The sequence below is a fragment of the Paenibacillus sp. CF384 genome (genome assembly GCF_900106745.1).
In the GTDB taxonomy this organism is placed as follows: domain Bacteria; phylum Bacillota; class Bacilli; order Paenibacillales; family Paenibacillaceae; genus Paenibacillus_Z.
In genome coordinates, this window is sequence record NZ_FNNV01000007.1 from 12,864 (window position 1) to 37,980 (window position 25,117).

The 25,117-nt window shown below is 52.3% G+C and carries 17 protein-coding genes; 3 read left to right on the forward strand and 14 right to left on the reverse strand.

All coding sequences use genetic code 11. From position 1 onward, the window contains the following. Positions 1-2: 2 nt before the first annotated feature. A complete protein-coding gene (locus BLW29_RS13250; RefSeq protein ID WP_090980210.1) occupies positions 3-1,097 on the reverse strand; it encodes a WD40/YVTN/BNR-like repeat-containing protein in 1,095 nt (364 codons plus the stop codon). Positions 1,098-1,195: 98 nt separating this feature from the next. Beyond that, on the reverse strand, positions 1,196-2,221 hold the full coding sequence (gene add, locus BLW29_RS13255) for an adenosine deaminase (protein WP_256208595.1): 1,026 nt from the start codon (positions 2,219-2,221) through the stop codon (positions 1,196-1,198). Positions 2,222-2,434: 213 nt separating this feature from the next. On the opposite strand from add, the gene BLW29_RS13260 reads away from it, so the two are divergent. Beyond that, complete coding sequence (locus BLW29_RS13260) at positions 2,435-4,768, forward strand: bifunctional diguanylate cyclase/phosphodiesterase (RefSeq protein ID WP_090980214.1); 2,334 nt, start codon at positions 2,435-2,437, stop codon at positions 4,766-4,768. Between the two features lie 989 nt (positions 4,769-5,757). On the opposite strand, the gene BLW29_RS13265 is transcribed toward BLW29_RS13260, so the two are convergent. The 11 genes from BLW29_RS13265 to BLW29_RS13310 all read right to left on the reverse strand — a co-directional run bounded on the left by BLW29_RS13265 (position 5,758) and on the right by BLW29_RS13310 (position 15,903). Continuing rightward, on the reverse strand, positions 5,758-7,350 hold the full coding sequence (locus BLW29_RS13265; protein ID WP_177186611.1) for a sensor domain-containing diguanylate cyclase: 1,593 nt from the start codon (positions 7,348-7,350) through the stop codon (positions 5,758-5,760). A gap of 146 nt (positions 7,351-7,496) precedes the next feature. Next, positions 7,497-7,652, reverse strand: coding sequence for a hypothetical protein (locus BLW29_RS31420; RefSeq protein ID WP_177186612.1), 156 nt, complete (start codon positions 7,650-7,652; stop codon positions 7,497-7,499). Between the two features lie 5 nt (positions 7,653-7,657). Beyond that, complete coding sequence (locus tag BLW29_RS13270) at positions 7,658-7,954, reverse strand: ferredoxin family protein (protein ID WP_090980218.1); 297 nt, start codon at positions 7,952-7,954, stop codon at positions 7,658-7,660. Position 7,955: 1 nt separating this feature from the next. Continuing rightward, positions 7,956-9,251: an FAD-dependent oxidoreductase gene (locus BLW29_RS13275; protein WP_090980220.1), complete on the reverse strand. Its 1,296-nt coding sequence runs from the start codon at positions 9,249-9,251 to the stop codon at positions 7,956-7,958. Then, the gene (locus BLW29_RS13280; protein WP_090980222.1) at positions 9,244-10,266 is read right to left on the reverse strand and encodes an electron transfer flavoprotein subunit alpha/FixB family protein; all 1,023 of its coding nucleotides are present in this window, start codon (positions 10,264-10,266) and stop codon (positions 9,244-9,246) included. Before BLW29_RS13280 ends, BLW29_RS13275 begins: the two co-directional genes overlap by 8 nt. Further along, positions 10,263-11,093 (reverse strand): electron transfer flavoprotein subunit beta/FixA family protein, encoded by an 831-nt coding sequence (locus BLW29_RS13285; protein ID WP_090980223.1) that lies wholly within the window; start codon positions 11,091-11,093, stop codon positions 10,263-10,265. Before BLW29_RS13285 ends, BLW29_RS13280 begins: the two co-directional genes overlap by 4 nt. 238 nt (positions 11,094-11,331) lie before the next feature. Further along, on the reverse strand, positions 11,332-12,000 hold the full coding sequence (locus BLW29_RS13290; protein WP_090980225.1) for a hypothetical protein: 669 nt from the start codon (positions 11,998-12,000) through the stop codon (positions 11,332-11,334). Positions 12,001-12,043: 43 nt separating this feature from the next. Further along, positions 12,044-13,378 (reverse strand): arsenic transporter, encoded by a 1,335-nt coding sequence (locus BLW29_RS13295; RefSeq protein WP_090980227.1) that lies wholly within the window; start codon positions 13,376-13,378, stop codon positions 12,044-12,046. A 359-nt stretch (positions 13,379-13,737) separates the two neighbouring features. After that, positions 13,738-13,920, reverse strand: coding sequence for a hypothetical protein (locus BLW29_RS13300; protein WP_090980229.1), 183 nt, complete (start codon positions 13,918-13,920; stop codon positions 13,738-13,740). A 295-nt stretch (positions 13,921-14,215) separates the two neighbouring features. After that, positions 14,216-15,235 (reverse strand): sensor histidine kinase, encoded by a 1,020-nt coding sequence (locus tag BLW29_RS13305; RefSeq protein WP_090980231.1) that lies wholly within the window; start codon positions 15,233-15,235, stop codon positions 14,216-14,218. Beyond that, a complete protein-coding gene (locus BLW29_RS13310) occupies positions 15,232-15,903 on the reverse strand; it encodes a response regulator transcription factor (protein WP_090980655.1) in 672 nt (223 codons plus the stop codon). Before BLW29_RS13310 ends, BLW29_RS13305 begins: the two co-directional genes overlap by 4 nt. A gap of 183 nt (positions 15,904-16,086) precedes the next feature. On the opposite strand from BLW29_RS13310, the gene BLW29_RS13315 reads away from it, so the two are divergent. Then, on the forward strand, positions 16,087-16,854 hold the full coding sequence (locus tag BLW29_RS13315; protein ID WP_090980233.1) for an ABC transporter ATP-binding protein: 768 nt from the start codon (positions 16,087-16,089) through the stop codon (positions 16,852-16,854). Beyond that, positions 16,841-18,787, forward strand: coding sequence for an ABC transporter permease (locus BLW29_RS13320; protein WP_177186613.1), 1,947 nt, complete (start codon positions 16,841-16,843; stop codon positions 18,785-18,787). Before BLW29_RS13315 ends, BLW29_RS13320 begins: the two co-directional genes overlap by 14 nt. A 69-nt stretch (positions 18,788-18,856) precedes the next feature. Here BLW29_RS13320 and BLW29_RS13325 read toward each other — a convergent pair whose 3' ends face one another. Beyond that, positions 18,857-25,000, reverse strand: a complete 6,144-nt coding sequence (locus BLW29_RS13325; protein WP_090980239.1) for a S8 family serine peptidase — start codon at positions 24,998-25,000, stop codon at positions 18,857-18,859. Between the last annotated feature and the right edge of the window lie 117 nt (positions 25,001-25,117).

A 25,117-nucleotide genomic window follows, 5' to 3' on the forward strand; every position in this document is an offset into this window, starting at 1 on the left:
CATTACTCCTCTATAATCCAAGGTTTGACCGTCAGAATACGGGAGAACTGTCCCGGAAGCCTGTCCCACGTTACGCCGCGATCTGTCGAACAGAAGATTTCACCGGATGTCGTGCCGAAATAAAGACCGTATGGATCCAGCGAATCTACGGCCATGGCGTCACGCAGCACGCTGACATGGCGCTCCTCGTCAGGCATCACATCGCCGACCGGCTCCCACCGGCTCTCGCCCGGGGCCATGCCGTAAACGAGCAGCTTGCCGCCTCTCATCGAGCGCTGTTCGCTGCTCTCGAGCGGGACAAGGAACAGATCGCCTGTCGGCGAGACGCTGATCGGGAAGCCGAATGGCGCGTCATCGCCTTTCAAGACCAAACCTTCTTCTATGGCGAACCAGTTGTCGCCGCCATCCGTTGATTTGAACACGCCGCTGTGCTCCTGCATATACAACGTGTTCGAATCCGTCGGGTCGATTACCATCTTGTGGATGCAGTAGCCGACCTCATCCGAAGGCTGCCCCGTAGGGACGCGCGCAAGCCCATTGTTGCACGCTTTCCAAGTCTCGCCGCCGTCCTCGGAACGGAAGACGCCGACCGCTGACATGGCCACCCACATCCGATGCTTATTCGACGGATCGATAATAATCGTATGCAAGCACATGCCTCCCGCACCCGGGAACCAGTTTGGCCGGCTTGGGTGCTCCGTCAAGCCTTTCAGCTCGCGCCAATTCACGCCGCGATCATAACTGACGAACAATCCCGCTTCCTCGGCCCCGGCATACAGCGTATCCGGCTCTGCGCCAGGTACGAGCTGCCATATTCGATTCAAGGAGAATCCGCTCTCTTGAGAGTAAGACGGGCCATTCTCCACTTGCGTCCAGCTTTCGCCGAAATCATCCGACACGCGGATAGATGCACCGTAAGCCGCATGCGAAGTACCGGCATAAATGCGATTGCCGTGACGGCTGTCTCCAAGCACGCTGTACACTTCCCAGCCCGGAAGAAAAGGTCCGCTCAGCTTCCATTCCTTCCGTTCCAGATCCGAGGAGTATTGAAATACTCCTTTATTCGTCCCAATTAGCAATACAACCCGTTGTCCCATTGTAGCGAATTCCTCCTTGGCATTTTGGCTGAATCCTTCTCCCTATTCTTCGATGAAGATAGTAGAAAATCCTTCCAATATCCGAACGAGTGCTCGCATTATTTTATCCCGAGTGCCTGCAGCTCTTGGTCGACGCGTTGCTTCAGCGCCTTCTTCTCCGATTCCTCCAGGAAGGCTGCATTTACGCCATTGCGAATAATTGAAGCCAGCTCCGCATCCGTAAAATCAAATTTCTCCGAAACAATGCGATATTCGCGCGTAATGTCCGTGCCCGAGACGCTCGGATTATCCGTATTCAGCGTGACGATCAACCCTTGATCGAAATAATCGCGGATCGGATAGACACCCCAGTCCGCCACGGCTTTGGTCTGGATGTTGCTGACCGGGCACATTTCAAGCGGAATGCGCTGCTCCAGCATCATTTGGAGAATGGCCGGGTTCTCTCGCAGGCGGACGCCGTGACCGATTCGCGACGCACCCAGATTCTTGACGGCTTCATAGACATTCTCCGCCCCTGCCGCTTCGCCGGCGTGAATCGTGACAGGCAATGATCGTTTGTGCGCAAGCGCGAATACTTCGCGGAACAGCTCCGGCGGGTATGACGCCTCGTCCCCCGCCAAATCAACGGCGACCAGTCCGCGTCCGGCATATCGGGCAGCAGATTCGATCACTTCCAAATTATCCTCACGGCCATGATGGCGCATGCAGATCGCAATTGCCCGGCCCTTAATGTCAAACTGCTGCTCCGCACGCTTCATGCCTTCAATAACATGATGGATGGCTTCCTCCGGCCGAAGCCCGCGAAGTCTGTGCAGCTGCGGCGCGAATCTGACTTCGATATAACGGCAATTGTGCGAGGCGGCTTGCGCCAACGTTTCATAAGCCACGCGTTCGAGCGCAGCGCCTGACTGCATGAACCGGGTCGTGAAGCCAAACTTGCTTAAGTACTCCGGCAAGCTGCGGCACTCATCGTCAACCTGCATGTAAGGAATCAGGCCGGCCGCATCGTGTGCCGGCAGTTCGATGCCTTCGGCTGCAGCGATATCAAGGACGGTGGCCGGCAAGAGGCTTCCGTCCAGATGAACATGAAGATCTACCTTCGGTAATTGATGCCATCTATTCATACGGTTGTTCATCCCTTCTCTATGTAAATAAGTGATCATCCCGGGTGGTGCCGTAACGATCTGCCGATAGCTGCTGCTAGTGTAGCCCTGTGGCAGAGATTTCATAAGAAGATAGCATATTATACCGAAGAGTGGAGGAATTTGTCGATTCATGACGAATTGATAACGACTGGTTATTATTTCCCTTCATATGTTTGAGAGGAGTTCTACATCATGTATAACATAAATGATGACTCACAATTAAGATACACGACTCCCCGTAAGACTTGGTTCGTATTGTTCCTCAGCGCGCTGCTTCTGGGCAGCTGCTTCTGGTGGATTACAAACGCCTACAGCCGCTGGCTGCATAAAGAAGTCTATCACGACGCATCCGTAGAGCTGGCTGCGAATGCCTCCTCGCTAACGCTGGCTCTTGAGCGCAGGCTGCTGCTCTCAGACGGGCTTAAAGCTTTTGTGGATACTTCGCTGATGGACTCGCATAAGCTCGATGCTAACCATTTTAATCGTTTCGCCAAAAGTTTCATCGGTCCTATCCAAGGCATTCGCAATTTGTCTGTCTATCCCGGCGGCATTGCCGAATTTGTCTATCCTCTTCAAGGAAACGAGAACGTCATTGGCCTTAATCTCTTCAAACATCCTAATCCTGATATCCGCGAGAATGCGCTGCGAACCCAACATCTGAATGTCAAAACGATCTTCGGGCCGTTCGAGCTGACGCAAGGCGGGCTCGGGTTATTGTCCAGACAATCGATTTTCGTTCAACGTGAGTTCTGGGGTTTCGTCTCCATCGTACTCGATGTGCCGCCGATTCTGGAAGAGGCCGGGCTGACGCAGGTGAATAAGGGCATTGATCTGGCTGTCAAAGCTGGCAACAACGTGATTTACGGTGACGCAAGCCTCTACGAGCGGTCTCCGCTGCTGGAGAAGATCTATCCGGCTGAAGGAAAATGGGAGATTGCCGCGCTTCCCAATAAAGCAAAGTTAAGTGCAATAGATACGAAGGTACAGATTATTCAGCTGATTTTCCTCTTAGCTCTCATCCTGCTTATCTATTTAATTTATATTCAATTGACCCAGAAACATAAGCTGCAAGTGATGGTGAATGAGCGGACGAATAATATGACGCGCGCCAATCAACAGCTGGAATCCACCTACGAGGAACTCATTGCGACCGAGGATGAGCTGCGCACCCAATATCGACTGCTGGAAGGCACGGAGCGGACGCTCCGCCAGATGGCTTATCGCGATACGGTAACCGGACTCAACAACCGGATCTTCTTCCAAGAACGGCTCGAAGAAACCATCCTCATGGCCGGCAGCAAAAACCGCCGCTTCGCGCTGCTCTTCATCGATTTGGATCAATTCAAGCTCATTAACGATACGCTCGGCCATTCCTACGGTGATTTGCTGCTTAAAGAGGTCGGCGAACGGATGACGATGCTGCTGACCAAAGGGGAATCGTTCTCGCGGATTGGCGGCGATGAATTCACGATTATTTTGCCATATTTGAAGGATCAGACGCATCTACACCAAATGGCGCAGCAGGTTGTGAACTTGTTCCAGCAGCCATTCGTTCTGCAGGGGATGGAGTATTATGTGACCGCAAGCATCGGGATTACGGTCTTCCCGGAACATAGCGACGATGCGGAGCTGCTCATGAAGTATGCCGATGCAGCGATGTACCGGGCAAAGGAAGAGGGCAAGAACCATTACCGGATTTATGACGATACGCTGAATGCCGATGTGCAGGAGAAAATTTATATCAAGAACAGCCTGCGGCGCGCGCTGGAGAACAAAGAATTCGAGATTTACTACCAACCGCAGCTGGAGATTAAGACGAGGAAAATCATCGGGCTTGAAGCATTAATTCGTTGGAATCATCCGAAGCGCGGACATATTCCCCCGTCCATCTTCATCCCGATAGCGGAAGAATGCGGCTTAATTGAACCGATCGGAGAGTGGGTTCTGCGAACGGTATGCGCGCAGAGCAAAGTGTGGCAGAACGCCGGCGCCGAGCCCATTCGGGTCGCTGTCAACTTGTCCGCTCGCCAATTCAACCAGCGGAACAAGCTGACGGAGCTCATTAAGTCGATTCTGGCCGAGACCGGACTTGATCCCGCTTATCTGGAGCTGGAAATTACCGAGAACCTGGCTATGCAGGACGAGAACGCGACCGTCTTACAGGAGCTGCGCGATCTCAACATTACGATTTCCATCGATGATTTCGGGACGCATTATTCGTCCCTTAGCTACCTGAAGCGACTGCCGATCGACAAAATCAAGATCGATCGCACGTTCGTAAACGGCATCTCCAAGGAACCCAAGGATGAGGCTATCATTCTGGCGATTATGCTGATGGCCAGTCATCTGGGCCTAACCATCATCGCCGAAGGCGTGGAAACGACGGACCAGCTGTTCTTCCTGCAGCAGAACCACTGCCACGACATCCAGGGCTTCCTGTACTATCCGCCGCAGCAGGCCGACACGGTTCTTCGCATCCTAAACAGCCACTCGCCGGATAGTGTGCTGGCAGCAGAGAAGCAGTAGAGGCAATTGCTACAGAGAGCGCAGTGCTCATGCTGAACTCTCAGCTCCTCATCCACGCCGCGAAGTAGCTGAGAGTTCCTGAAACTGACTCTCAGCGATCAAACTAACCCCCAATTCCCTGCTTCGGATGCTGAGAGTGCGCATGCTGAACTCTCAGCTCCTAATCCGCACTATGAAGTAGCTGAGAGTTCCAAAAATAGACTCTCAGCAATCAAAACTAACCTCCGATTCCCTGCTTCTGATACTGAGAGTGCACATACTGACCTCTCAGCTTCGGACTCAAAAATTCTAACGAATCGTAGGGGCCTTATTTCACCGAATTTCACGCCTCCGAAAATCTAACGAACCACACAGGTCTTATTTGGGTAAAAACAACTCCCAAATACGAAAAAACCTTCAAATAAGACCTCCACGGTTCGTTAGAATTTTTTCGACGTTATTACAGGCCAAATAAGGCCTGTACGATTCGTTAGAACTTTATGTTTTAGAAACAAAAGAGAAACCTGACGTTTTGAAAAAACGTGGGTTTCTCTACATTAAGCAGCTCCCGGCTGAGAGCCGCTTTTGTTTACATTCGGCTAGTTCCACTAATGTGTGGCCCTACGAACTACTCTTGCACTCATTCCACTAGCTTTCCACCAATGTGTGGCTCTAAGGGCCACTCTTTCGCTCGTTTTGCCAACTTTCCGCTAATGTGTGGCTCTACAGACTACTCTTGCACTCATTCCACTAGCTTTCCACCAATGTGTGGCTCTGAGGGCCACTCTTGCACTCATTCCACTAACTTTCCACTAATGTATTGCTCTACAGACTACTCTTTCACCCATCTCGCTAACTTCGCACTACTGTATTGCTCTACACGCTACTCTTTCACCCATCTCGCTAACTTCGCACTACTGTATTGCTCTACACACTACTCTTTCACCCATTTCGCCAACATCACGCTGATGTGTTGTTCAACCGCGGGCGCCCCTTACGATGCGCCGCGGCTAGAGCATATGCGCCGGAGCAGCGGTATTCGCCAACTCCACGCGATTGCGGCCCAGGTGCTTGGCGCGGTAGAGCGCCTCGTCCGCATCGCGGAACAGGCCGGCCGCATCCTTCGCCGAATCCGGATATCGCGTGATGCCCATCGACAGCGTGACAGGCCTTCCGACGGGGCTGTCCGTTTCTTCCATGATGGCGCGCAGGTTCTGCGCGTAGACCATCGCCGTCCCAAGCCCCGTTTCCGGCAGCAGCACGACAAATTCTTCCCCGCCATACCTGCAGCAAATATGGCTCTCCTCGAACTGCGCTTGCATGTTGGCCGCCAGAAACCGCAATACTTCATCGCCCATTTCATGGCCATACGTGTCATTGACCTGCTTAAAGTGGTCCAAATCCAGCATCATGATGACAAAAGGCATCTCCTCCGCAATCCATGTGCGGATGTAGAGATCCATCGTCCGCCGATTGTACAATCCGGTGAGCGGATCCGTCTGGGCCTCCTGGGATAAATGATCGAATCTGCTGCGGATTTGTCTGACAGCCAGCACGAAAGCCCGGTGCATCGCGTTCGCTTCGCGGTTCCACGAATGAATGCGAGGGACCTCATCTCGCACGGATTTATTAGTTAACAGCACAGAGGCGAAAGTAGAAAGCTTCGTCAGCGGCTCTGACATTTTGCCGATCAGCCAATAGATAACGAGCAGCAAGATGGCCAGAATCGGAGCCATATACAGGGCAACCTTGAGAATCGGACGCTTCGATGCCGTTAGGATCACGGCAGTCGGCGTCTGCGTGACCACGCCCCACCCGGTCTCCTTCATATAAGTATAACTTGCCAGCATATCGACCCCGCGCGAATTGACAATGCGCTTCACGCCGCTATGGCCGGAGAGCATATCCGCAAAGATCGGATTGACGATATCCCGCTCCCCGATCCGACTCTTATCGGGATGATACAGCATCGCGCCCGAAGCGCTGACCACATAGGCGTATGTACCATTGCCGGACTGTGCGGCATCTCCTAGAATCGTATTCAGCAAATTGGTCTCATGCAGACGGATTGTCCCGCCGATGTAACCCAAATATTCGCCGTCAGCGCCCCATAGCGGATGGCTCACCATAATAATCAATTGATCAGCGGCACTGATATAAGGCTCCGAAATGAGCGGCTTCCGTTCCTTCAGCGCCTGTTTGGCACCGTCCGTTTCGATGGTCTTGCCTTTAAGGCCTGTATCGGTTTCCGACGCAATGCTGATCACTTTACCGGTCTGGTCGACCACAACGACCGCTTTGTACATCGGGTTCGTTTGTTGGATAAGCTTCACTTGCTCGTCCAGGTCAGGACGATTCAGACCGCCCTTCGCAATATGCTCGGCGTTGTACTTGAGATTCTTCTTCATGGAAGCGAACAGCTCATTGACCGTATCGCTGATCTTCGTCGTATACATGTGGTTAAGCTGAAAATTCATCGTCATCAGGGAGTTCTTCTCGTTACGATAACTAATCAATAAGCTGATTCCCAGTGTAATCAGTACAGATGCAACGACAAGCACACTAACCATGGTTCGAATCGAAAATCCCTTTGCTCGGAGCATGCACATGCCCCCTTTCAAGCTGATCAGAGATTATTCGACAAAAATCGCTATAGTTCCTGCATCCCGAGCACACTCACGAAATAAAAAACCGCTCCCTGCCTTAGACAGGAGAGCGGTCCTTTCCACTCAATCAATCGTATGCGCTTTCAAATTCGAAGCTGAACCTTCTCCAGCAGCTCTTCCCGCTCCCAGCTTACGAACTGATCCTCCCAAGCTACGTGGTATAAGCCTTCCCCGGTTTCCATGACGGTCCCTCTCGTGCCATCAAGCAAGAACACAACGCAATCTCCGACCTCGAACATCGTTATCACCCCAGTCTGAAAACGATTCCGTGACCACCTTTCGGATATTCCCACTTGATGTTCTGATGCGGACAGCCGATGCGGCAGCTCCCGCATTCATGGCAGCCTTCATAGCCGACATGCATGCGGATCTCCTCCCATTTGTACACCTCTGCCGGACAGAATATCGTACAGATTTTGTCCGGACAGCTCGACATGCACACCTCGGCATCCAACACGGTCAAATGAGACTTCGTATCGGCGTTAAACCTGAGGAGGTACTGTTTCTCTTCGATGGACTGTCCTTTTGCCAGATCGCTCATTTTACTTCATCACCTTCCAGGCCCGGTACATATCCCGCGCGATTTTCACCTTCTCCTTCGCTGTGCCGATATCCCGCCATATCTTCTTCTGTTTCTCCCGCTTGGAGGTGCCGTCGACGGTGAACATTTGGCTGGCCGCACGGTTCATCATCGGAATGTATTGTTCGAAGAATTGCGGGAATTTGTCAAAATGATGCGTGGAGTCTTTGTATTTCTTCAAATCCTTCCCAACGAAGCTGCCCATCAGCGCTAACTTGTAATGATCGAGAAAGGCTTCCGAGAAATCCCCGGCTTCTTTGGCCAGCACGACCGTCTCCGCGGCTAAGCGTCCTGAGGTCATCGCCATATTGGAGCCCTCGCGGTGAATAGCGTTAACGAGCTGCGCTGCGTCGCCAACGACGAGCACGCCGTTGCCGACCACCTTCGGCATGGAGTGGTAGCCACCCTCGGGAATGAGATGGGCTAGATATTCCTGCGGCTCCGCGCCTTGCACAAACGGACGGATCATCGGGTGATTCTTGACATAGTCGAGTAGATGGTGAGGCTTTAGCTTATGCTTAATCATGCCTGAAAGTAACGTGCCTACGCCAAGGCTGAGCGTATCTTTATTCGTGTAGAGGAACCCCGTACCGAGAATGCCTTTCGTGGCATCCCCGAACAGCTCAATCGTACAGCCCTGTCCTTCCTCCAAGTTAAAGCGGTCCTCGATAACCTTCTTATCCAGCTTCAAAATCTCCATCGTCGCAAGCGCCACTTCATCCGGTCTAAACTCTTTGTGGAAGCCGAGCGACTTGGCCAGCAGCGAATTCACCCCATCGGCGAGGACGACAACGTCGGCATAGAGTTGACCGTCCGGACGATCGGTCTGAACGCCTACGACTTTGCCGTTCTCCACAATGCAGGAGAGGACGACCGTCTCATTGATGAGCAGCGCCCCTTGCTCCACCGCTTTACTCGCGAACCACTGGTCGAACTTGGCCCGCAGTACGGTGAAATTGTTATAGGGTTCGCGTGCCCACTCCAGCCCTTTATAACCGAACGTCGTGGCTGATTCTTTATCCATCATCATGAAGCGCTGCTCTACGATGGGCCGTTCTACCGGGGCTTCCTTATAGAATTCCGGGATGATATCCTCCATCATCTGCCGATACAGCACGCCGCCCATGACGTTCTTCGAGCCGGGATACTCCCCCCTCTCAATCAGCAGCACCTTCACGCCTGCCTTCCCCAGCTCGTAAGCGCAGGCAATTCCGGCAGGCCCCGCGCCTACGACGATACAATCAAACTTCTCAGGCATAGTTACTCTCCTTCCCAAGCGCAAGCTTGAACTGCTCGATCAGCAGCGGCACAATTTCGAAGGCATCACCTACGATGCCGTAGTGGCAGGATTGGAAGATTAGCGCGCCGGGATCTTTGTTAATCGCAATAATGAGTCCGGAATTCTGCATGCCCACGATGTGTTGAATCGCCCCAGAGATGCCGATGGCAAAATAAATCTTAGGCGTCACCGTCACACCGGTCTGCCCGACCTGATGATGATGGCCAACCCAGCCGGCCTCGACGACATCCCGGCTTGCGCCTACAGCAGCTCCGATGACATCCGCGAACTCGTGGATGAGCTGGAATCCGGCCGGGCTGCCGAGCCCCTTGCCGCCGGCGACGATAATATCCGCTTCGTCGATCCGTACCGTCTGCACCGTATTGCGCACGATTTCAAGCACCTTCGTCCGGACATCGTCCTCGTGAAGCACAATGGACTCTTCAATAACCGTACCCTCACGGGATGTGTCGCGCGGGAGCGCCCGCACGACCTTCGGTCTTACCGTGGCCATTTGCGGCCGGTATTTCTTGCATAGAATCGTCGCCATGATGTTGCCGCCGAAGGCGGGACGGCTTGCGAGAAGAAGACCTGTGTCCTCTTCCACGTCCAGCTGCGTAGTATCGGCGGTAAGGCCTGTCGGGAGGTCCGTGGCAACAGCGCTTGCCAAGTCCTTACCCGTCGAAGTTGCGCCGTAGAGGATAATCTCGGGCTTGTATTTCTCCGTACAGGCGAGGAGCGCCTGCATGTACGTTTCGGTACGGTAATGCTTGAAAATCGGCGCGTCGTAGACATAAACTTGATCCGCGCCGTAATAGATGGCTTCCTGTGCAAGCGCGCTCACCCCATCGCCAATAATAACGCCGGCCAGCTCGGTTTTTCGTTTATCCGCCAGCTGCCTGCCAGCGCCAAGCAACTCCCGCGCAACGGGTACAATTGCACCGTCCTTGATCTCCATGAACACCCAGATGCCGCGGTAATCCTCGAAGCTCATGACGTTTCCCCCCTCGCTTGGAACAGTTCCTTCTTCTCCAGCAGCACGGTCAGCAGCTGGCTGACTTGCTCTCTTGCCGCGCCATCCAGCATCTGTCCGCCTTGCGGCTTCTGCGGCGCCCACACCGACGATACGATCGTCGGCGAGCCTTTAAGACCAAGCTGCGCCTTATCCACATCCTCCAGCTCATTCACGGACCAAATGTACGGGTTGTATCTGGCTGCTCGCAGCATGTTCGGCATCGTGGAGTAAGGGACCTCGTTAATGTCCTTCTCGACCGAGAACAGACAAGGCAGCGTCGAGGAGATCACCTCGTAGCCGTCCTCCAGCTTCCGGTGGAGGATTGCGATGCCCTTCTCCTTGTCAATCTCGACGATCTTCTTCACCGAGGTCAGCGGCGGAATGTCGAGCCGCCGCGCGATGCCCGGTCCCACTTGGCCGGTATCGCCGTCGATTGTCATTTTGCCGCAGATGATCAGGTCGATCGGCTTTTCCTTGGCGATCTTGTTAAGCGCTTTCGTTAAGGCATAACTCGTGGCCAGCGTATCCGCTCCGGCGAACGCACGGTCGGAAATCATATACCCCTCATCTGCGCCAATCTCGATGCATTTGCGAATCGCTTTGACAGCCGGCGGTGGCCCCATGGTGAGCACCGAAACCGTTCCCCCGTAACGCTGCTTCAGTCGAACCGCTTCTTCAACCGCATGCGCGTCATAGGGATTCAGAATCGCCGGCGCGCTGGCACGATCCATCGTGTTGGTTTTGGGGTTCATCTTGATGATTTTCGTATCCGGCACTTGCTTAATGCAGGCGACAATATGCAGCATCCCTTCAGCACCTCTCGTCTAAATACTAAAATATATAAGAGACAGCCCTAGAAAATGCCTGTACGCAGGAAAGGCTTGAACAATTATTGTTCAAGCCTTTCAAACACCCAAGCATGTAAATGCAATCCCACATAAACTAAGATGTGCATGAATTCTTTGCGGCCTTCTCCCGGAGGTCTCTTTTTTTTGTACGATAATCCCTAAGCGCCGCGATAACGCCTTGCAATCTTCGAAAGGATTACTTTGGCGCATAGATGGATTTGATGTGCCGCATATTCATAAATGTGCTGCTTCCACTTGCCTGGACAAGTTCGATGATGCCGCCGCTCACCTTCTTGATGACGCCCAATGTTGCGGAGTGTCCTCCGAGATTGATCACGACCATGTTGCCTTCTTCTTCCTTGCACCGTTCCTCGAAGCTTCTGGATAGAGCGGGCGGCAGCGGCTTCATCGAAAGTGTATCCGCACTTCGGGCATACGGGAGATGAGAAGCCGGATAAGGAATAAGCCATTTCAAGTGATGCAGTGAAACGTAAACCGCGTTATAAATTGGCGAACAGATGATGAGATAATCGTTCATAATGCCCTGTACGAAACCGTGAATCGGCTTACTGCCGCCGACACCGATTTCGACGAACATCCCTTTCGCTTCCTGCAGCACGGCGAGCAGCGTGATCGAATCGACATGCAGCATGGCACCATGCTCTCCTTGTTGGTCAGCCGCATTGTCGTCCGAAGCAGCCGGCGTCCACTGGTGCACGTGGATTGTCGGAATATACATATACCGCTCTTCATGGTAGAGAACCAGAATATCCGGACCTACATCGATTAGTTTACCCGCTACCTTCTTCTTTCCCGTCACCTCCACAATCACTTTCTCCGCAAGATAAGGAATCAATTGATTCAAGACAGTCCCTCCTTTACATGCATATTTCGTTTGGCTTGTCAGGTCAAAAAATCCAACTCACCCAGTACGTTAACAGGACTAGCGTGAACAACACCGTTATCGGAATAACCAGGACCGTTACCTTCAAATAATCGGCCCATTTGAGTTTCACGCCGCCTTTTCGAATGATATGCATCCACATAATGGTCGCCAGTGTACCGATCGGCAGCAGAAGCGAACCGATGTCACTGCCAATAACGCTTGCCAGATAGGCGACTTTGAGTGTAAGCGGGTCCAGGCCCATATTCGTTAACGTCAGTGTACCGACCATTAATGCCGGATGGTTGTTAAACAAGTTCGACATGACGCTCAGCAGCATACCCATCAACACGCTGGCGTGCAGTAAACTGCCGGAGACAAGCGGCTGCAGATAATCAATTAACCACTCCGTTAATCCAATATTGCGCAGTCCATAAATGATGACATACATGCCGAAAGCAAAGATCAAGATATACCACGGCGTCTTCTTCAACATATCAACGGGCGGTACTTTGAGATAGATCCAGCGCCAAGCGAGCAGAAAAGCAGATCCGATGACGGCCATTACCGCGACAGAAAAATGAAGATACGATGCAACGAACAAGCTGATGCGCACACAGAAGACGAAGATCAGCACATTGCGCATAAACTTGGCGTTATGGTTCTTCTTAGGTGCTTCCCCTTTGAGCGGATGGCTGCCGGGCGTCATTTTCCACGGCTGCATTTCAGGCAGCTTCTTCGGAAGGGTGCGATAGAAGATCGCAAACAAGAGAAGGGCCATGAACAGTAATCCAAGGAATGCCGGCACGAACATCATCGCCGTTTGCATGTAGAGGTCCATGTGAACGATCTTGAGCGCGATCAGATTGACGATGTTGCTTACCCCGATAGGAGCACTGGAGGCTGTCGCGATCAGAGCACCGGAGAGGAGATAAGGGATTTTCTGATGGTTTTTGAGCCCCATGCTCTTAAGCAGCATAAGCAGAATCGGTGTTGTAATCAGAATGCTGCCATCGTTATTGACGAAGAGCGTCATGAGAAAACAGAACAAGTTGGTTAGCCAAAATAGTCGGATGCCTGATCCCCGTGCCTTGCGGGTTAAGATTTCGGCAGCCCAGTTGAAGAATCCGAAGCTCTCCAGAACGATAGCCATCACGATGGTCGCTATGATGGTAATCGCAGCGCCGTAGATCGTTTCCGTGATGCTCCCTAAATCCCCAAGTGATACCGTCCCTGTAAGCAAGACGATAAATGCGCCGACTGTAGCCGGTATCGCCTCATTCACATTCGGACGCCAGAACATAAAGCCGACAGTTAGGAAGAACGTACAAACTGTAATGATTGCCATTATGTCGTGCATGTTTTTACCTCTCTTCAAGAAATCATTTCTCTAGTCTTTCATTCTCCTTTCAAGCCGAATAGGAACACCATGCCTCGTCCTGCTATTTTCATAGATTCCTCCTCTGCATGCCCGTAACTGCAGCTATGTACTGTATATATATGTACAAGGCAGATGGCTCGTACTGGACAATACCCCCGAATCTATGAAAACCATCTCCTATCAACACTTGATAGATATCTCTGAGTGGCAGATGCCGGGAATAGATAGTTGCCTATCGCCTAGCGCGGCTTGGACACGAAAAAGGCGGTACAGGTGAAATCCCTGTGCCGCCTTCGGAATGATTGTATGGTACCCATGTAGACCTCTGGGTTCGCTTCTTACTCCAGATTCGCTGTTTTCGCTACCATGTAGACTTGTGGGTACGCTTCTTGCTCCAGATTCGCTGCTTTCGCCACCATGTAGACCTTTGGGTTCGCTTCTTGCTCCAGATTCGCTGCTTTTGCTACCATGTAGACGTCTAGGTTCGCTTCTTGCTCCATATTCGTAGCTTTCGCTTCCATGTAGACCTCTGGAGGAGCTTCTTATGTTGTTCTAGAGACTACTCTTTACTCGAACCCACCACTTTTCAGCCAATGTGTGGTTCTGGGGGCTGCTCTTTGCTCGAACCCACCACTTTTCGGCCAATGTGTGGTTCTAGAGACTACTCTTTGCTCGAACCCACCACTTTTCGGCCAATGTGTGATTCTAGGGGCTACTCTTTGCTCGAACCCGCCACTTTTCGGCCAATGTATGGTTCTAGAGACTACACTTTGCTAAACCTACCACTTTTCAGCCATTGTGTGGTTCTGCCCTTACTTACGAAGGGTCCAGTCTCCGAAATTTCGGAAAATGGATCGTCACCGCTGTATACACGCCTTCCTCCGAAGCGATCGACACCTCGTGCCCGAGTTTAGCAGCCAGCTGCTTGACCAGATAAAGCCCCATCCCTGTCGACTTCGTATGCGTGCGCCCATTAGAGCCGGTGAACCCTTTATCGAACACGCGGTGCACTTCCTCCGGCCGAATGCCGATACCGGTATCGCGAATGACAAGCCGCCTCTCTCTGCTGTCTTCCTCATAGAAAGTCGCGACTTCACCGCCTTCTGCCGTATATTGCAGCGCATTAGCCATAATCTGATCGATCATGAACGTCAGCCACTTGCTGTCGCTGGCGACGAACATGTCATCGCTTGGCGCGAGCAGAATCCGGATGCGCTTCGTAATGAAGAGTTTCGCGTATTTCTTCACGCTGCCTTTCACAACCGCCGAAATGCCGATTTCGTTTATAAAATAATCCTTGGAGAACGAGTCAATCCGCGAATAGTACAATGCCTGTTCGACGTAGCTGTCAATTTTGCTGATCTCATCTTCCAGCTTGTCGACTAACTCATCGACCGGCTTATCGTCGCTGCCCGACAGCAGCAGCTTGCTTGCCGTTATGGGCAGCTTCACCTCGTGAATCCAGGACATCACGAAATCCTGATGATCCCTTATCTCCAGCTGCACCTGCTGAAGTCGCTTGACGTAGGTGTCCTGCTGGCTGCGAAGAAGCGCAAAATAAAGAGATTGGGTTTCGTTCTGCGGATCCGGCAGCGCCTCGAACCGTTCCAGCTCGCCGCTATGGAGCAGCTCCGCCAGCTCCTTATAGAAGGAACGCCGATAGTAATAGCCTGCCACTATATAGATGATGGCGAACACGAGGCAGCTGCCATCGATGTAGACCACGTCACTCCAGCCGTTGCCGCTGACAACCAGCATGACGGTCACGAACAGCAGCACGACCGCGAACCAGCTGACATAATAACGCTTATCCTTCAAATAAGAGAGAAAGGTCATTCGATCATATACCCCTGCCCTTTCCGCGTCGAGATGAATTCTTCACGGCCGAGTTCAGCCAGCTTCTTGCGCAGTCTCACGATATTGACGGTCAGCGTATTGTCGTCAACGAAGCTTTCGTCCTCCCACAGACTTCGCATCAGCTTCGTCCGGCTGACAATGGATCCTTTCTGCCGCATGAGCAGGCTCATAATAACGAATTCCGTCTTCGTCAGCTCCGCCTTCCGCTCGCCTAGATATAGGGCTCCGTCCTTCAAATTCAGGAGTATGCCATCATGCTCGATGGCGCTGGTTTGCGCGTCCATGTAGGTATAGGTTCGGCGCAGCAGCGCATTGATCTTCGCAATGAGCACATCGGGGTGAAACGGCTTCTGAATAAAATCATCCCCGCCCATATTCATGGACATAATCATATCCATAGGGGTATTGCGCGAGGAAATGAAGAGAATCGGCACCTTCGACACGGCGCGGATTTCCCTGCACCAGTAGAAGCCGTCGAAGACCGGCAAATTAATATCGAGCAGCACAAGATGCGGCTCCTCGCAGGCAAAACGGCCCATGACGTCTTGGAAATCAACGATAGCCGTTGTCTCAAACCCCCACTTGTTCAGCGACTCACAGATCATCTCCCGTATAGTCGCGTCATCCTCGACAATCATGATTTTCAACGTAGCTTTCGCTCCCTGCAATGGTTTCTTCCTTCATGTTACCTTCGGCCCGAATAGGAAGCAACCAACCTGACAAATCTGTAAGGTTCCCGGCGGAAGCTGTAAGCTTGAGCTAGGGTTGATTCCTGTACAATGGAGCTATAACCGGTGCGATGGAGCACCTAAGGGAGAGGACGACTGACGATGAAGACCATATTGGAAGCATCCGCCGTGCGCAAAGTATACGGCGCTAAGGGCAATCTATATACCGCACTGCAGGACATCGACCTCACTGTGCAGGAGGGTGAGTTCGTCGGCATCATGGGTCCGTCCGGGTCAGGCAAGACGACATTGCTGAACCTGCTGGCGACGATCGATCAGCCGACGGCCGGCGATATTAACATTGACGGCCAGAGTATGCTGCGCATGAACGAGGAGCAGCTATCGGCGTTTAGGCGCAGCAAGCTCGGCTTTATTTTTCAAGATTTCAATTTGCTCGATACGCTGACGGTGAAGGAGAATATTATATTGCCGCTTGCGCTATCTAAGGTGAAAGCCGCAGATATGGAGCGACGTGCCGAGGAGGTCGCCGCCACCTTCGGAATAGGGGCTATCCTCGATAAGTATCCCTATCACATCTCCGGCGGTCAGAAGCAGCGGACGGCTGCCGCCCGCGCGATGATCGCCCGCCCGAGCCTCCTGCTCGCGGATGAGCCGACCGGCTCGCTTGACTCCAAAGCAGCCGCCGACCTGCTGGACAGCTTGAGGGGATTGAATGAGCAGGACCGCGCCACCATTCTCATGGTCACGCATGATGCGTTTGCCGCGAGCTACTGCAAGCGGGTTATTTTTATAAAGGATGGGACGTTGTTTACCGAATTGGTGCGGGGGTCGATGACGCGCAGCCAATTCTTCAAGAAGGTGCTCGATGTGCTGGCCGTGCTTGGAGGTGGCGCCGGTGACCTTGTTTAGCTTGGTTAAGAAGAATCTGATCGGCAACGCGCGCAGCTATCTGCTCTATTTCGTCTCGCTCGTGCTGAGCGTCATGATCTACTTCACCTTCGTTTCGTTAATGTACAGCCGTGAAATCAAGGCCACCATGGAGCTTGCGGACAGCATTCGCAACGTGTTCTTCGGCGCTTCCATCGTGCTCATTCTATTCGTTGCCGTGTTTATCTGGTTTTCGAACGGCTTCTTCACGAGGCGGCGGAAAAAGGAAGTCGGTCTCTATGCGCTGCTTGGCATTCGCAAAAGAACCATCGGCCTGCTTCTCTTCTATGAAAATCTGCTGATGGGCGCATTGGCGCTTGGGGCAGGAGTGCTGCTCGGCACGCTGCTTTCCAAAATGTTCGCGATGATCTTCCTGAAGCTGCTGGACTCCGCGGTAGAGGTCAGCTTCCGTTTCTCCGGCGCTGCCATCGTCAATACGGTCATCGTGTTCATGGCGCTCATCTTGCTGGTGTCGGTGCGGGCTTACCGCCTGGTGTACCGGTTCCAGCTCGCGCAGCTCTTCCAAGCGGACAAAGAAGGCGAGCATGCTCCGCGCACTTCACTGGTCGCAGCCCTTGCGGCCGCAGCGCTGCTTGCAGGCAGCTATTGGATCGTGTTTCAACCGATGACGTCCAGTGAGCAGATGGGCCGGAACGGCTTGCTGTTCTTGATCGGGCTGATTGCGGGCACGTATCTGCTGTTTCGCTCCGGCATTATGAAGCTGCTGCAGCTGGCGCAGCGGAACAAATCCCGCTACTATTCAGGGATGAACCTCGTTGCCGTCTCGCAGCTCGCGTACCGCATGAAGGGCAATACCCGCACGCTGACCATGATCGCGCTGCTAAGTGCGATGGCGCTAAGCGCAGTAAGCACGGGGTATATTATGTATACCGACAACGGACGGGCAGCCGAGGAGTCTGCGCCGTTCAGCTACAGCTGGGTAAGCCGCGGCGAGCTTGACGCGAAAGCTGCCGCTCTTATCGAGGCGGATAAATCACATCCGGTTACGGCGCAGGCGCAAATTCCCGTTCTCCGCGCAGTAGGTGACGTATCGAAGCTTGGCTATATTCCGTCCGCCTTTCCCGCTGCCGAAATGCCGATGAAAGTGATGTCGGCCAGCGCATACACGGACGCCGTCAGTGCGCTCGGAGAACGCAGTCAGCTGGGTGAGCTGCAGCACAATGAGGCCGCAATCATTCGGCCTCGTTATACGTCCGACCTCTCGTCTGCCGATTTGGTCGGCCGCACGATCGATTGGCGCGGCAAGGAAGCGGCGGCGGCCGATCCGCGGACAGAGGTTCACGTATCGCAGCTCTTGGAGGAGCACGTGCTCCGCTGGGGTTATCCCGACCTTGCGCTGGTCGTAAGCGACGAGACGTTCGCCGCGATGTCGAAGACTTCGCCTCCGATTACGTATATGGCATACAACGTCGAGAATGAACGCAAGACAGGAGCGACGGCCAAGACGCTGCTTGCGATGGCGGAAGAGGATGATGAAATGTCGCCGTTCTATACTCCTTACCGCGAAGGACTGGAGAATGGCGGTCTGAATTTGTTCATTCTCGGCTTCCTCGGGCTCGTGTTCCTTGCGGCGACCGGGAGCATCATCTACTTTAAGCAACTGGCAGAAGCACATGCCGACCGCGAACGCTATGCGGTGCTGCGCAAGATCGGCGTCAGCCGGCAAGAGATCCGCAGGGCGATCGCGAAGCAAACGCAGTTCATCTTCGCGCTGCCGCTTCTTGTGGGCATCGCCCACAGCGCCATGATTCTGAAGGTGCTCGACAATGTGAATCTGATTGCCGGCAGCTGGAGCATTGCTTTCGCCATGATCGCTTATGTGATCATTTACGCGGTGTACTACGGCATTACGGTCGCATCCGTAAATCGGATTGTTAATGGAGCTGCGGCATAATGCCGCACCGTATCTGTGCATACAACAAAAAAGGACGGAGCAGGTTCAACCTGCTCCGTCCTTTTTTGTTTAGTTCATGAAGCCCACGAATTGCAGCCAACGTTTCAATACAACCGCCGCTTCCGCGCGCGTAGCATTCGCTTTAGGTGCAAATGCGCCTTTATTATTGCCTTGCAATATTCCCGCATCAGTCGCCTGCGTGACGGCAGCCTGTGCCCAGCCTGCAATGCTGCCTTTGTCCGTGAAGGAGAGCTGCTTGGACACGGAGGATGATTTACCCGCGAGCTTGAGCGCGCCGGCCAGCATAACCGCCATTTCTTCGCGCGTAATCGTTGCGTTCGGCGCAAAGCTGTCCTTGCTGCGTCCGGAAACGATGCCTGCTTCTACAATGGCGTGAACCGCGCTGGCGTACCATTTGTCTGCCGGCACATCAGCAAATGCAGTAGCTGTATCCGCCATCTCAAGACCGAGCGCTCTTGCCAGCATTGCGGCAAATTCCGCACGTGATACGGTGCTGCTTGGCGAGAATGTGCTTGCGGAAGTGCCTTTAACAAGCAGCGCCGAAGCGAGAAGCTCGATTTCTTTCTTCGCCCAATGCGCGGTCACATCGGCGAATGTTTTTGGCGATACTTCAACGATTCCGTAGAAGCTTGCGTGAGGTGCGTAAATAACCGCTTCTACTGTACCGTTGTTGTTCTTCACCGTTGCCGGGATGAACGACATCTCACCGGTAACCGGGTCAATAAGGACAGCCATAAATTGCTTGCCCTCACCTTGACCTTCAACCACGATTGTTCTTGTTACGTAGGTGCTGCCGAAGTTTGTGATCTCTTCGGATTTACCACCCGCAGTTGCAGTCACGGTAAAGTTAACGACACCGACAACGTTCAGGTTGTTTGCTTTCGCACTGTCTGCGATTTGCTGCTCTTGCTCCGTTGTAGGGGCAGTCATCGAAATCGTAACTGTCATTTCGCTCAGCTCCGAACCAAGCGATTTCGTAAGACCTTTATAGTCTACTGTGCTAATCGGCAAATTGAAGCTTCCGTTATCGGTCTCTACAGTGATAACCGCATTCGGATTAGACGCTGCAGCATCAGCAAGTACGCTTGCCGGCAGATCCAGGCCGACGTTGTCTGCCGCTTGATCGACACGGATGACAATCGTTTGCTTCTTCGCATCGTCTCCTTTAAGCGTTTCGAATGCTTTAGCAAGCGTATCCGCATTCGGCGTAACCGTTACAACGGTTTTACCGTCCGGCGTTGTACCTGATTTGATTTCACCGGCACCCGGTGTTAGAACAATGCCGTTGTCGCCTTCGGTTACCGTGTTATCCGGTGGTATTGGTACCCCAGGACCTCCCGGAACGTACTGTGCCGGTGTCGTCACTTTGACGATATTCGAAGCACCTTCGTTCGTCCCGCCTGTTACTACAAGTCTGAATTGATACGCTGTACCGGCAGTCAACCCCGTTACCTTGGCGGTTGCAACGTCGGGAGCAATCCATTCTGTAGTGTCGGATTTCGTCCAAGATTCACCATTATCTGTCGATTGTTCAATAACAAGCTCCGTCGCTTCTGATGCAGGACTCCAGCGGAAATCAGCTTCCGTCTCGGTTACAGCCGTACTCATGAAATCGATGAGTGGCCCTGCTTCAGTCGTTACATCCACAATATTGGATATCCCAGCATTCGGACCGCCTGTAACAACGATTCTGAACTTATGCGCTTTACCTGCTTGCAGGCCCGTTATCTTCGCTGAAGTAGCGTTCAACGTGAGCGGTTCAGTCGTCTTAGCTGCCTTCCAAGTAACGCCATCATTGCTCGATTGATCAATCGAAATCGCCGATGCTCCCGTTACAGCACTCCATTCGAATTCAGCCTCATACTGCGCAAATGCTTTATTCGTTAGGTCACTAATTGGTGTAGTAGCTGCCAGTTCATCGATAAAGTCTTGCACACCTTTACCGTCAACCGTTTCTTGTGGACTACCTGTTGCTTCTGAGTCGACCTCCATGAAGTTCTTATCGATTAACGCCAAATCCTTGGCGTCAACAAGGCCGTCCTGATTTAGATCCTCAGCCGGGAAATTCGTGTCGGAGCGCTTATAGGCTTGAGCAGCCACCAACTGCGCATCAAGGATATCGATCATATGGTCGCCGTTCACATCACCTGCAAGGTTAAGCGCATTATTGATTACGGCGTTCATCCCAACCGGTTCATCAAACATTTTTTTTCCGATTTTCACCGATGCGTGACTTGTTAAGTGCCCCGGAATCACGGTAGTGAACTCAATCTCATTCTCGCTGAGCGGGAGGTTATCAAACGTAAATCTGCCGTTTGTTGCAATGGTCCCCTTATATGACTTGCCGTCTACATTTGCGGAAATTCGGGCTCCAATAATACTGTAGTCCTTTGGACGATTCAGATCGCCATAATCCCCAGAGAAGGTCATGAACGCCTCAGGATATATATCCCCTTCCACAATGGAATGTTTAGGGAATACTTTATAGCTGTTAATCTGATTGAAAACAGGGATTTCCGTATCGGCTTCCTCGCCTGCTTTCTTGTAATAAAATTGCTCTATATTTTGTTCGATATTCATCTTATCGAGGCCGGTAAAATTCTTGTCGTCCACCATTTTGAACGTTACGTTAAGGAATGGCATATCCCCGTCAAAGCCTTCTGTTTGACCCTTTAGGGAAGCACCGACGGTGACTAAATCCTTAGAAGTCCATTCAGGATCGCCTTTCAGGATCGGTTCATCCAGCTTGACTGTAACACCCGCATCGTCGGCCCTAGCTTTGAACGCATCGTTTACTTTGACGTCTACAAATTCAAAGAATTTATAGTAACTTACGTCATATTTGCCTGCGATCAAGTCTTCCACATTGTTTAGGTTGAGAGTCATTGTGATCTCATCCCCCAAGGCCACGCGATCCCTATCATAATCTGGAACGACATAAGGGGAACCCGCTTTAATGAATCCGTAATGCTGGAAATCAGCAATCAGGTATCCATTAGTAGCCAAATCGATCGGGAATAGCGTCAGTGTCATCGGCTTGTCCTTTTTCGTAACCGGATCGATTAGATCGTCGCGCGTGACGCCAAACTTCACATCGCCGTTTGCTTCAACCAAGAACTCGTAATCGGCTACCGAAATCTGATCCTGGTAATAGAACAGACGGTTAGCGGATTGCGTGATGCCAATCGGTGCCAGCTTCGCCGTCCCTTCGTCGAACAGGTTGGCATGAATCCAAATTGCACTATGGCTGGTGCCCTGCAATTCTTCTGTCGTAAACATAGAATCGTCAACCTCATACACGCCTGGTGCATAATCATTGAACGTGAGTACAGGACGCTTATTATCGATAATAAACATGGTATCTTTCGTAAAGCTGCGTCCCTCCGCGTCCTTCGTAATCATTCGCAGCGTGTATTCGCCTTCCTTAATAATCTCGGCCTGCGACGAAAGTTGGTTATCAGCGGGGTCCCCAATATACGGATACATAATTGGTTCTACTTGATTCCATGTTAATTCATCGACCGGGATTTCTGATGCATCGAAGGACGTTACAGCAAAGAAATTGCCGATCGGATACCCATCCTTGTCCAAAATAGAAGTTTCGAGCGTTTTCATCGGGCTGTTCAGTTGGAGTGCTATAAAGTTGGGTCTGCCTTGATTTTCATTTATAACCGACGGAAATTCCGTCATGAATGCCGGATTGGTCAGATACATAGAGTCAATGCCCGGTTCTACGACACGAATCGCAAATGGAACCTGATACTTCTCATCCGCATTCTCTGCGTTGGTAAAGTGAACATAACCTTCGTATCTGCCGTTTGCCGCAGTCAACGGAACGACAACCGTCACCGGCAGCGTTACGGACTCCCCGGCAGGAACCATGACGGATTCCGAGCCGCCTACATTTATCGTTACATCATTGTCGACCGCGTTCACGCTGCCGCCTGCAAAAAACTCCGCAGCTATTGTAAAGGTTTTATCGGCTGCACTTGTATTCGTAATGGTCATGCTTCTGCTTTCGCCAATGTCGCTAAACTTCGCGTGGTTGCCGTAGGAAATCGAACCCGTAGGGTTATCAATCATAAGCGAATTTCCATCTTGGTCCAGCGTCTGAACTCTGTTCAGTACCTGAATGGAGACGTCTGCATTCACGGCTTCCGTCACATCGACTTCACCTGCGCCTACTTGATATACAGAGTAGTCGCCGTTCAGGTCGTCTGCCGTATTCATCAGCGCTGCTCGAACATCGAACGGCGTATAATCCGGATGCTGCTGCAAGATCAGAGCAATAATACCCGCTACATGCGGCGTTGCCATCGACGTACCGGAGATTCGTGCGTAAGCATGCGAGTAGTCAATGCCTTCTTCCTTGCTGTGAATATACTCCGGGTAAGTGGAATAGACATTCACGCCTGGTCCAACAACATCCGGTTTGATGTCATAGCTGCCGTTAACCGGGCCCACTCCGCTGAAACCAGCTAGATGGCCGCCTTCCGTAACAGTGCTTCCCATGGAGCTGAACGACACTTTCGGAGCTGCCATTCCTTTCAAGGCCTCACCATTTGCTTGCGAGGTTCCGAAAGTTGGGATTAAGGCCGAACCATCGCCTACAAACGGAATATCGCCATCCACGTTATTCGACATAATCGCGGCAATAGCGCCTGCTTTCGCCGCATTCTCAACTTTGATTTGTAAGGAAAGCGTTCCGCGCTGAATGAAAGCGACTTTACCCGTAAGGTCCTTGCCTTCGAAGTCAGCCGTATCCGCTAATCCTACATCAACGATCTCGAAAGGTTGTTCGGTGTTCAACAAACCTTCCATAGAGGAATAGTTGTATGCAATGACATGCATCTCATCCAGCGAAATCGAACCCGAAGCATCCGACACGCTGCCCGTCATGGTCTTCAGCGCAATCGCAAAATCGCTTGCACCAACAGTGATGCCAAGCGGCGACGTGCCTGGCGAGGTTACCGTTTTCTCATCCGGTCCCGCATTCCCTGCCGCTACCGCGCATACTACGCCAAGCAGCGTAGCGTTATTGATCGAGACGGCCTCAGCCATGAGCGGGTCATTAACCATAACCCCAAGAGAAAGATTGATGACATCCATGCCATCCTGAACGGCTTTATCAATCCCCGCCATAATCTGACTCTCCGTGCCGCTGCCGTAAGGGCCCAATACGCGGTATACGTACAAGTCCGCTTCAGGCGCTACACCCAGCGTCGGAGCGTCGGTTGCGGTGTTCTCGGCGCGTCCGACGATCGTTCCCGATACGTGCGTGCCGTGAGACGTATAGTAGGTTCCGCCTCCCTGATCCTCCGTTTCGCCGGATGCTTGCCAATCCTTGTACGTGGTTTCCATCGGGTCCGCATCGTTATCGATGGCGTCCCAGCCTTTGACGGAAGACGGATCAATCGTCTTCGGATCCACGCCTTCTTGCGCACGATAGCCTTTGTAGGCGTGCGTCAAATCAGGATGGTTGTAGTCGATCCCCGTGTCAAGTACGCCAACTTTGATCCCTTGGCCTTTAATGCCCTGCGCATGCAAGTCATTAATGCCATCCAGCGGAATCGAGTTATCCGTGGACGGCGCATCGGATTGCTGAGCGGCTTCTGCACCAGTTAGCAGCTCCATCTCTTTCGGATCCAGCTGTACGACATTGTCCTTATAAATCGTTTTAACGACGCCTGAACGAAGCAGGCTTTCGATATCCTTGCCAGGTAAAGTCATGGCCACGCCGTTAAACGCATGGTGATATTCTCTGGTGATTGCTACTTCTTCAGCTTCAAAGGTAGTCGGGCCTTGCTCGGCCGCTTTCTTCTCTACCAGCTGTTGTACATAGCTTTTGAACGTCGCATGGTCGTCTTCAGCCTCTTCTAACGCTTCGTTAGGAGAAATGTTCACGCCTTTAGACGATTGTTTGAGTATTTCAACCTGCGCTGGCGCTTGCTTAAACTCGATAATAACCGGCACAGAAGCCGAGCTCTTGAGGTCAAGTTCAGGCGAAATGACAGGACGCTTGAAATCCAGCTGTTTCAATGCGCTCTTTTGCGCCGGCGAGAGATTGAAGTTGGAAGGACTGACGTCCTTGAGCGAATTCGCTGCAAACACATTATAGGGAAGGGCAAGCGATACTAGCATACTGCCGACGATAACTTTCGAAACGAGCTTGTTTCTGCTGCTTTTATGCATGCCGACTCTCCTTCAAGTAGAAAAAATAATAGAACCAGAACGACTCTATTATGTAAATCTACTTGCAATCCCACCAAGCCACAATGGGGGGAATTTCGGCATAAAAAAAGCCCATCC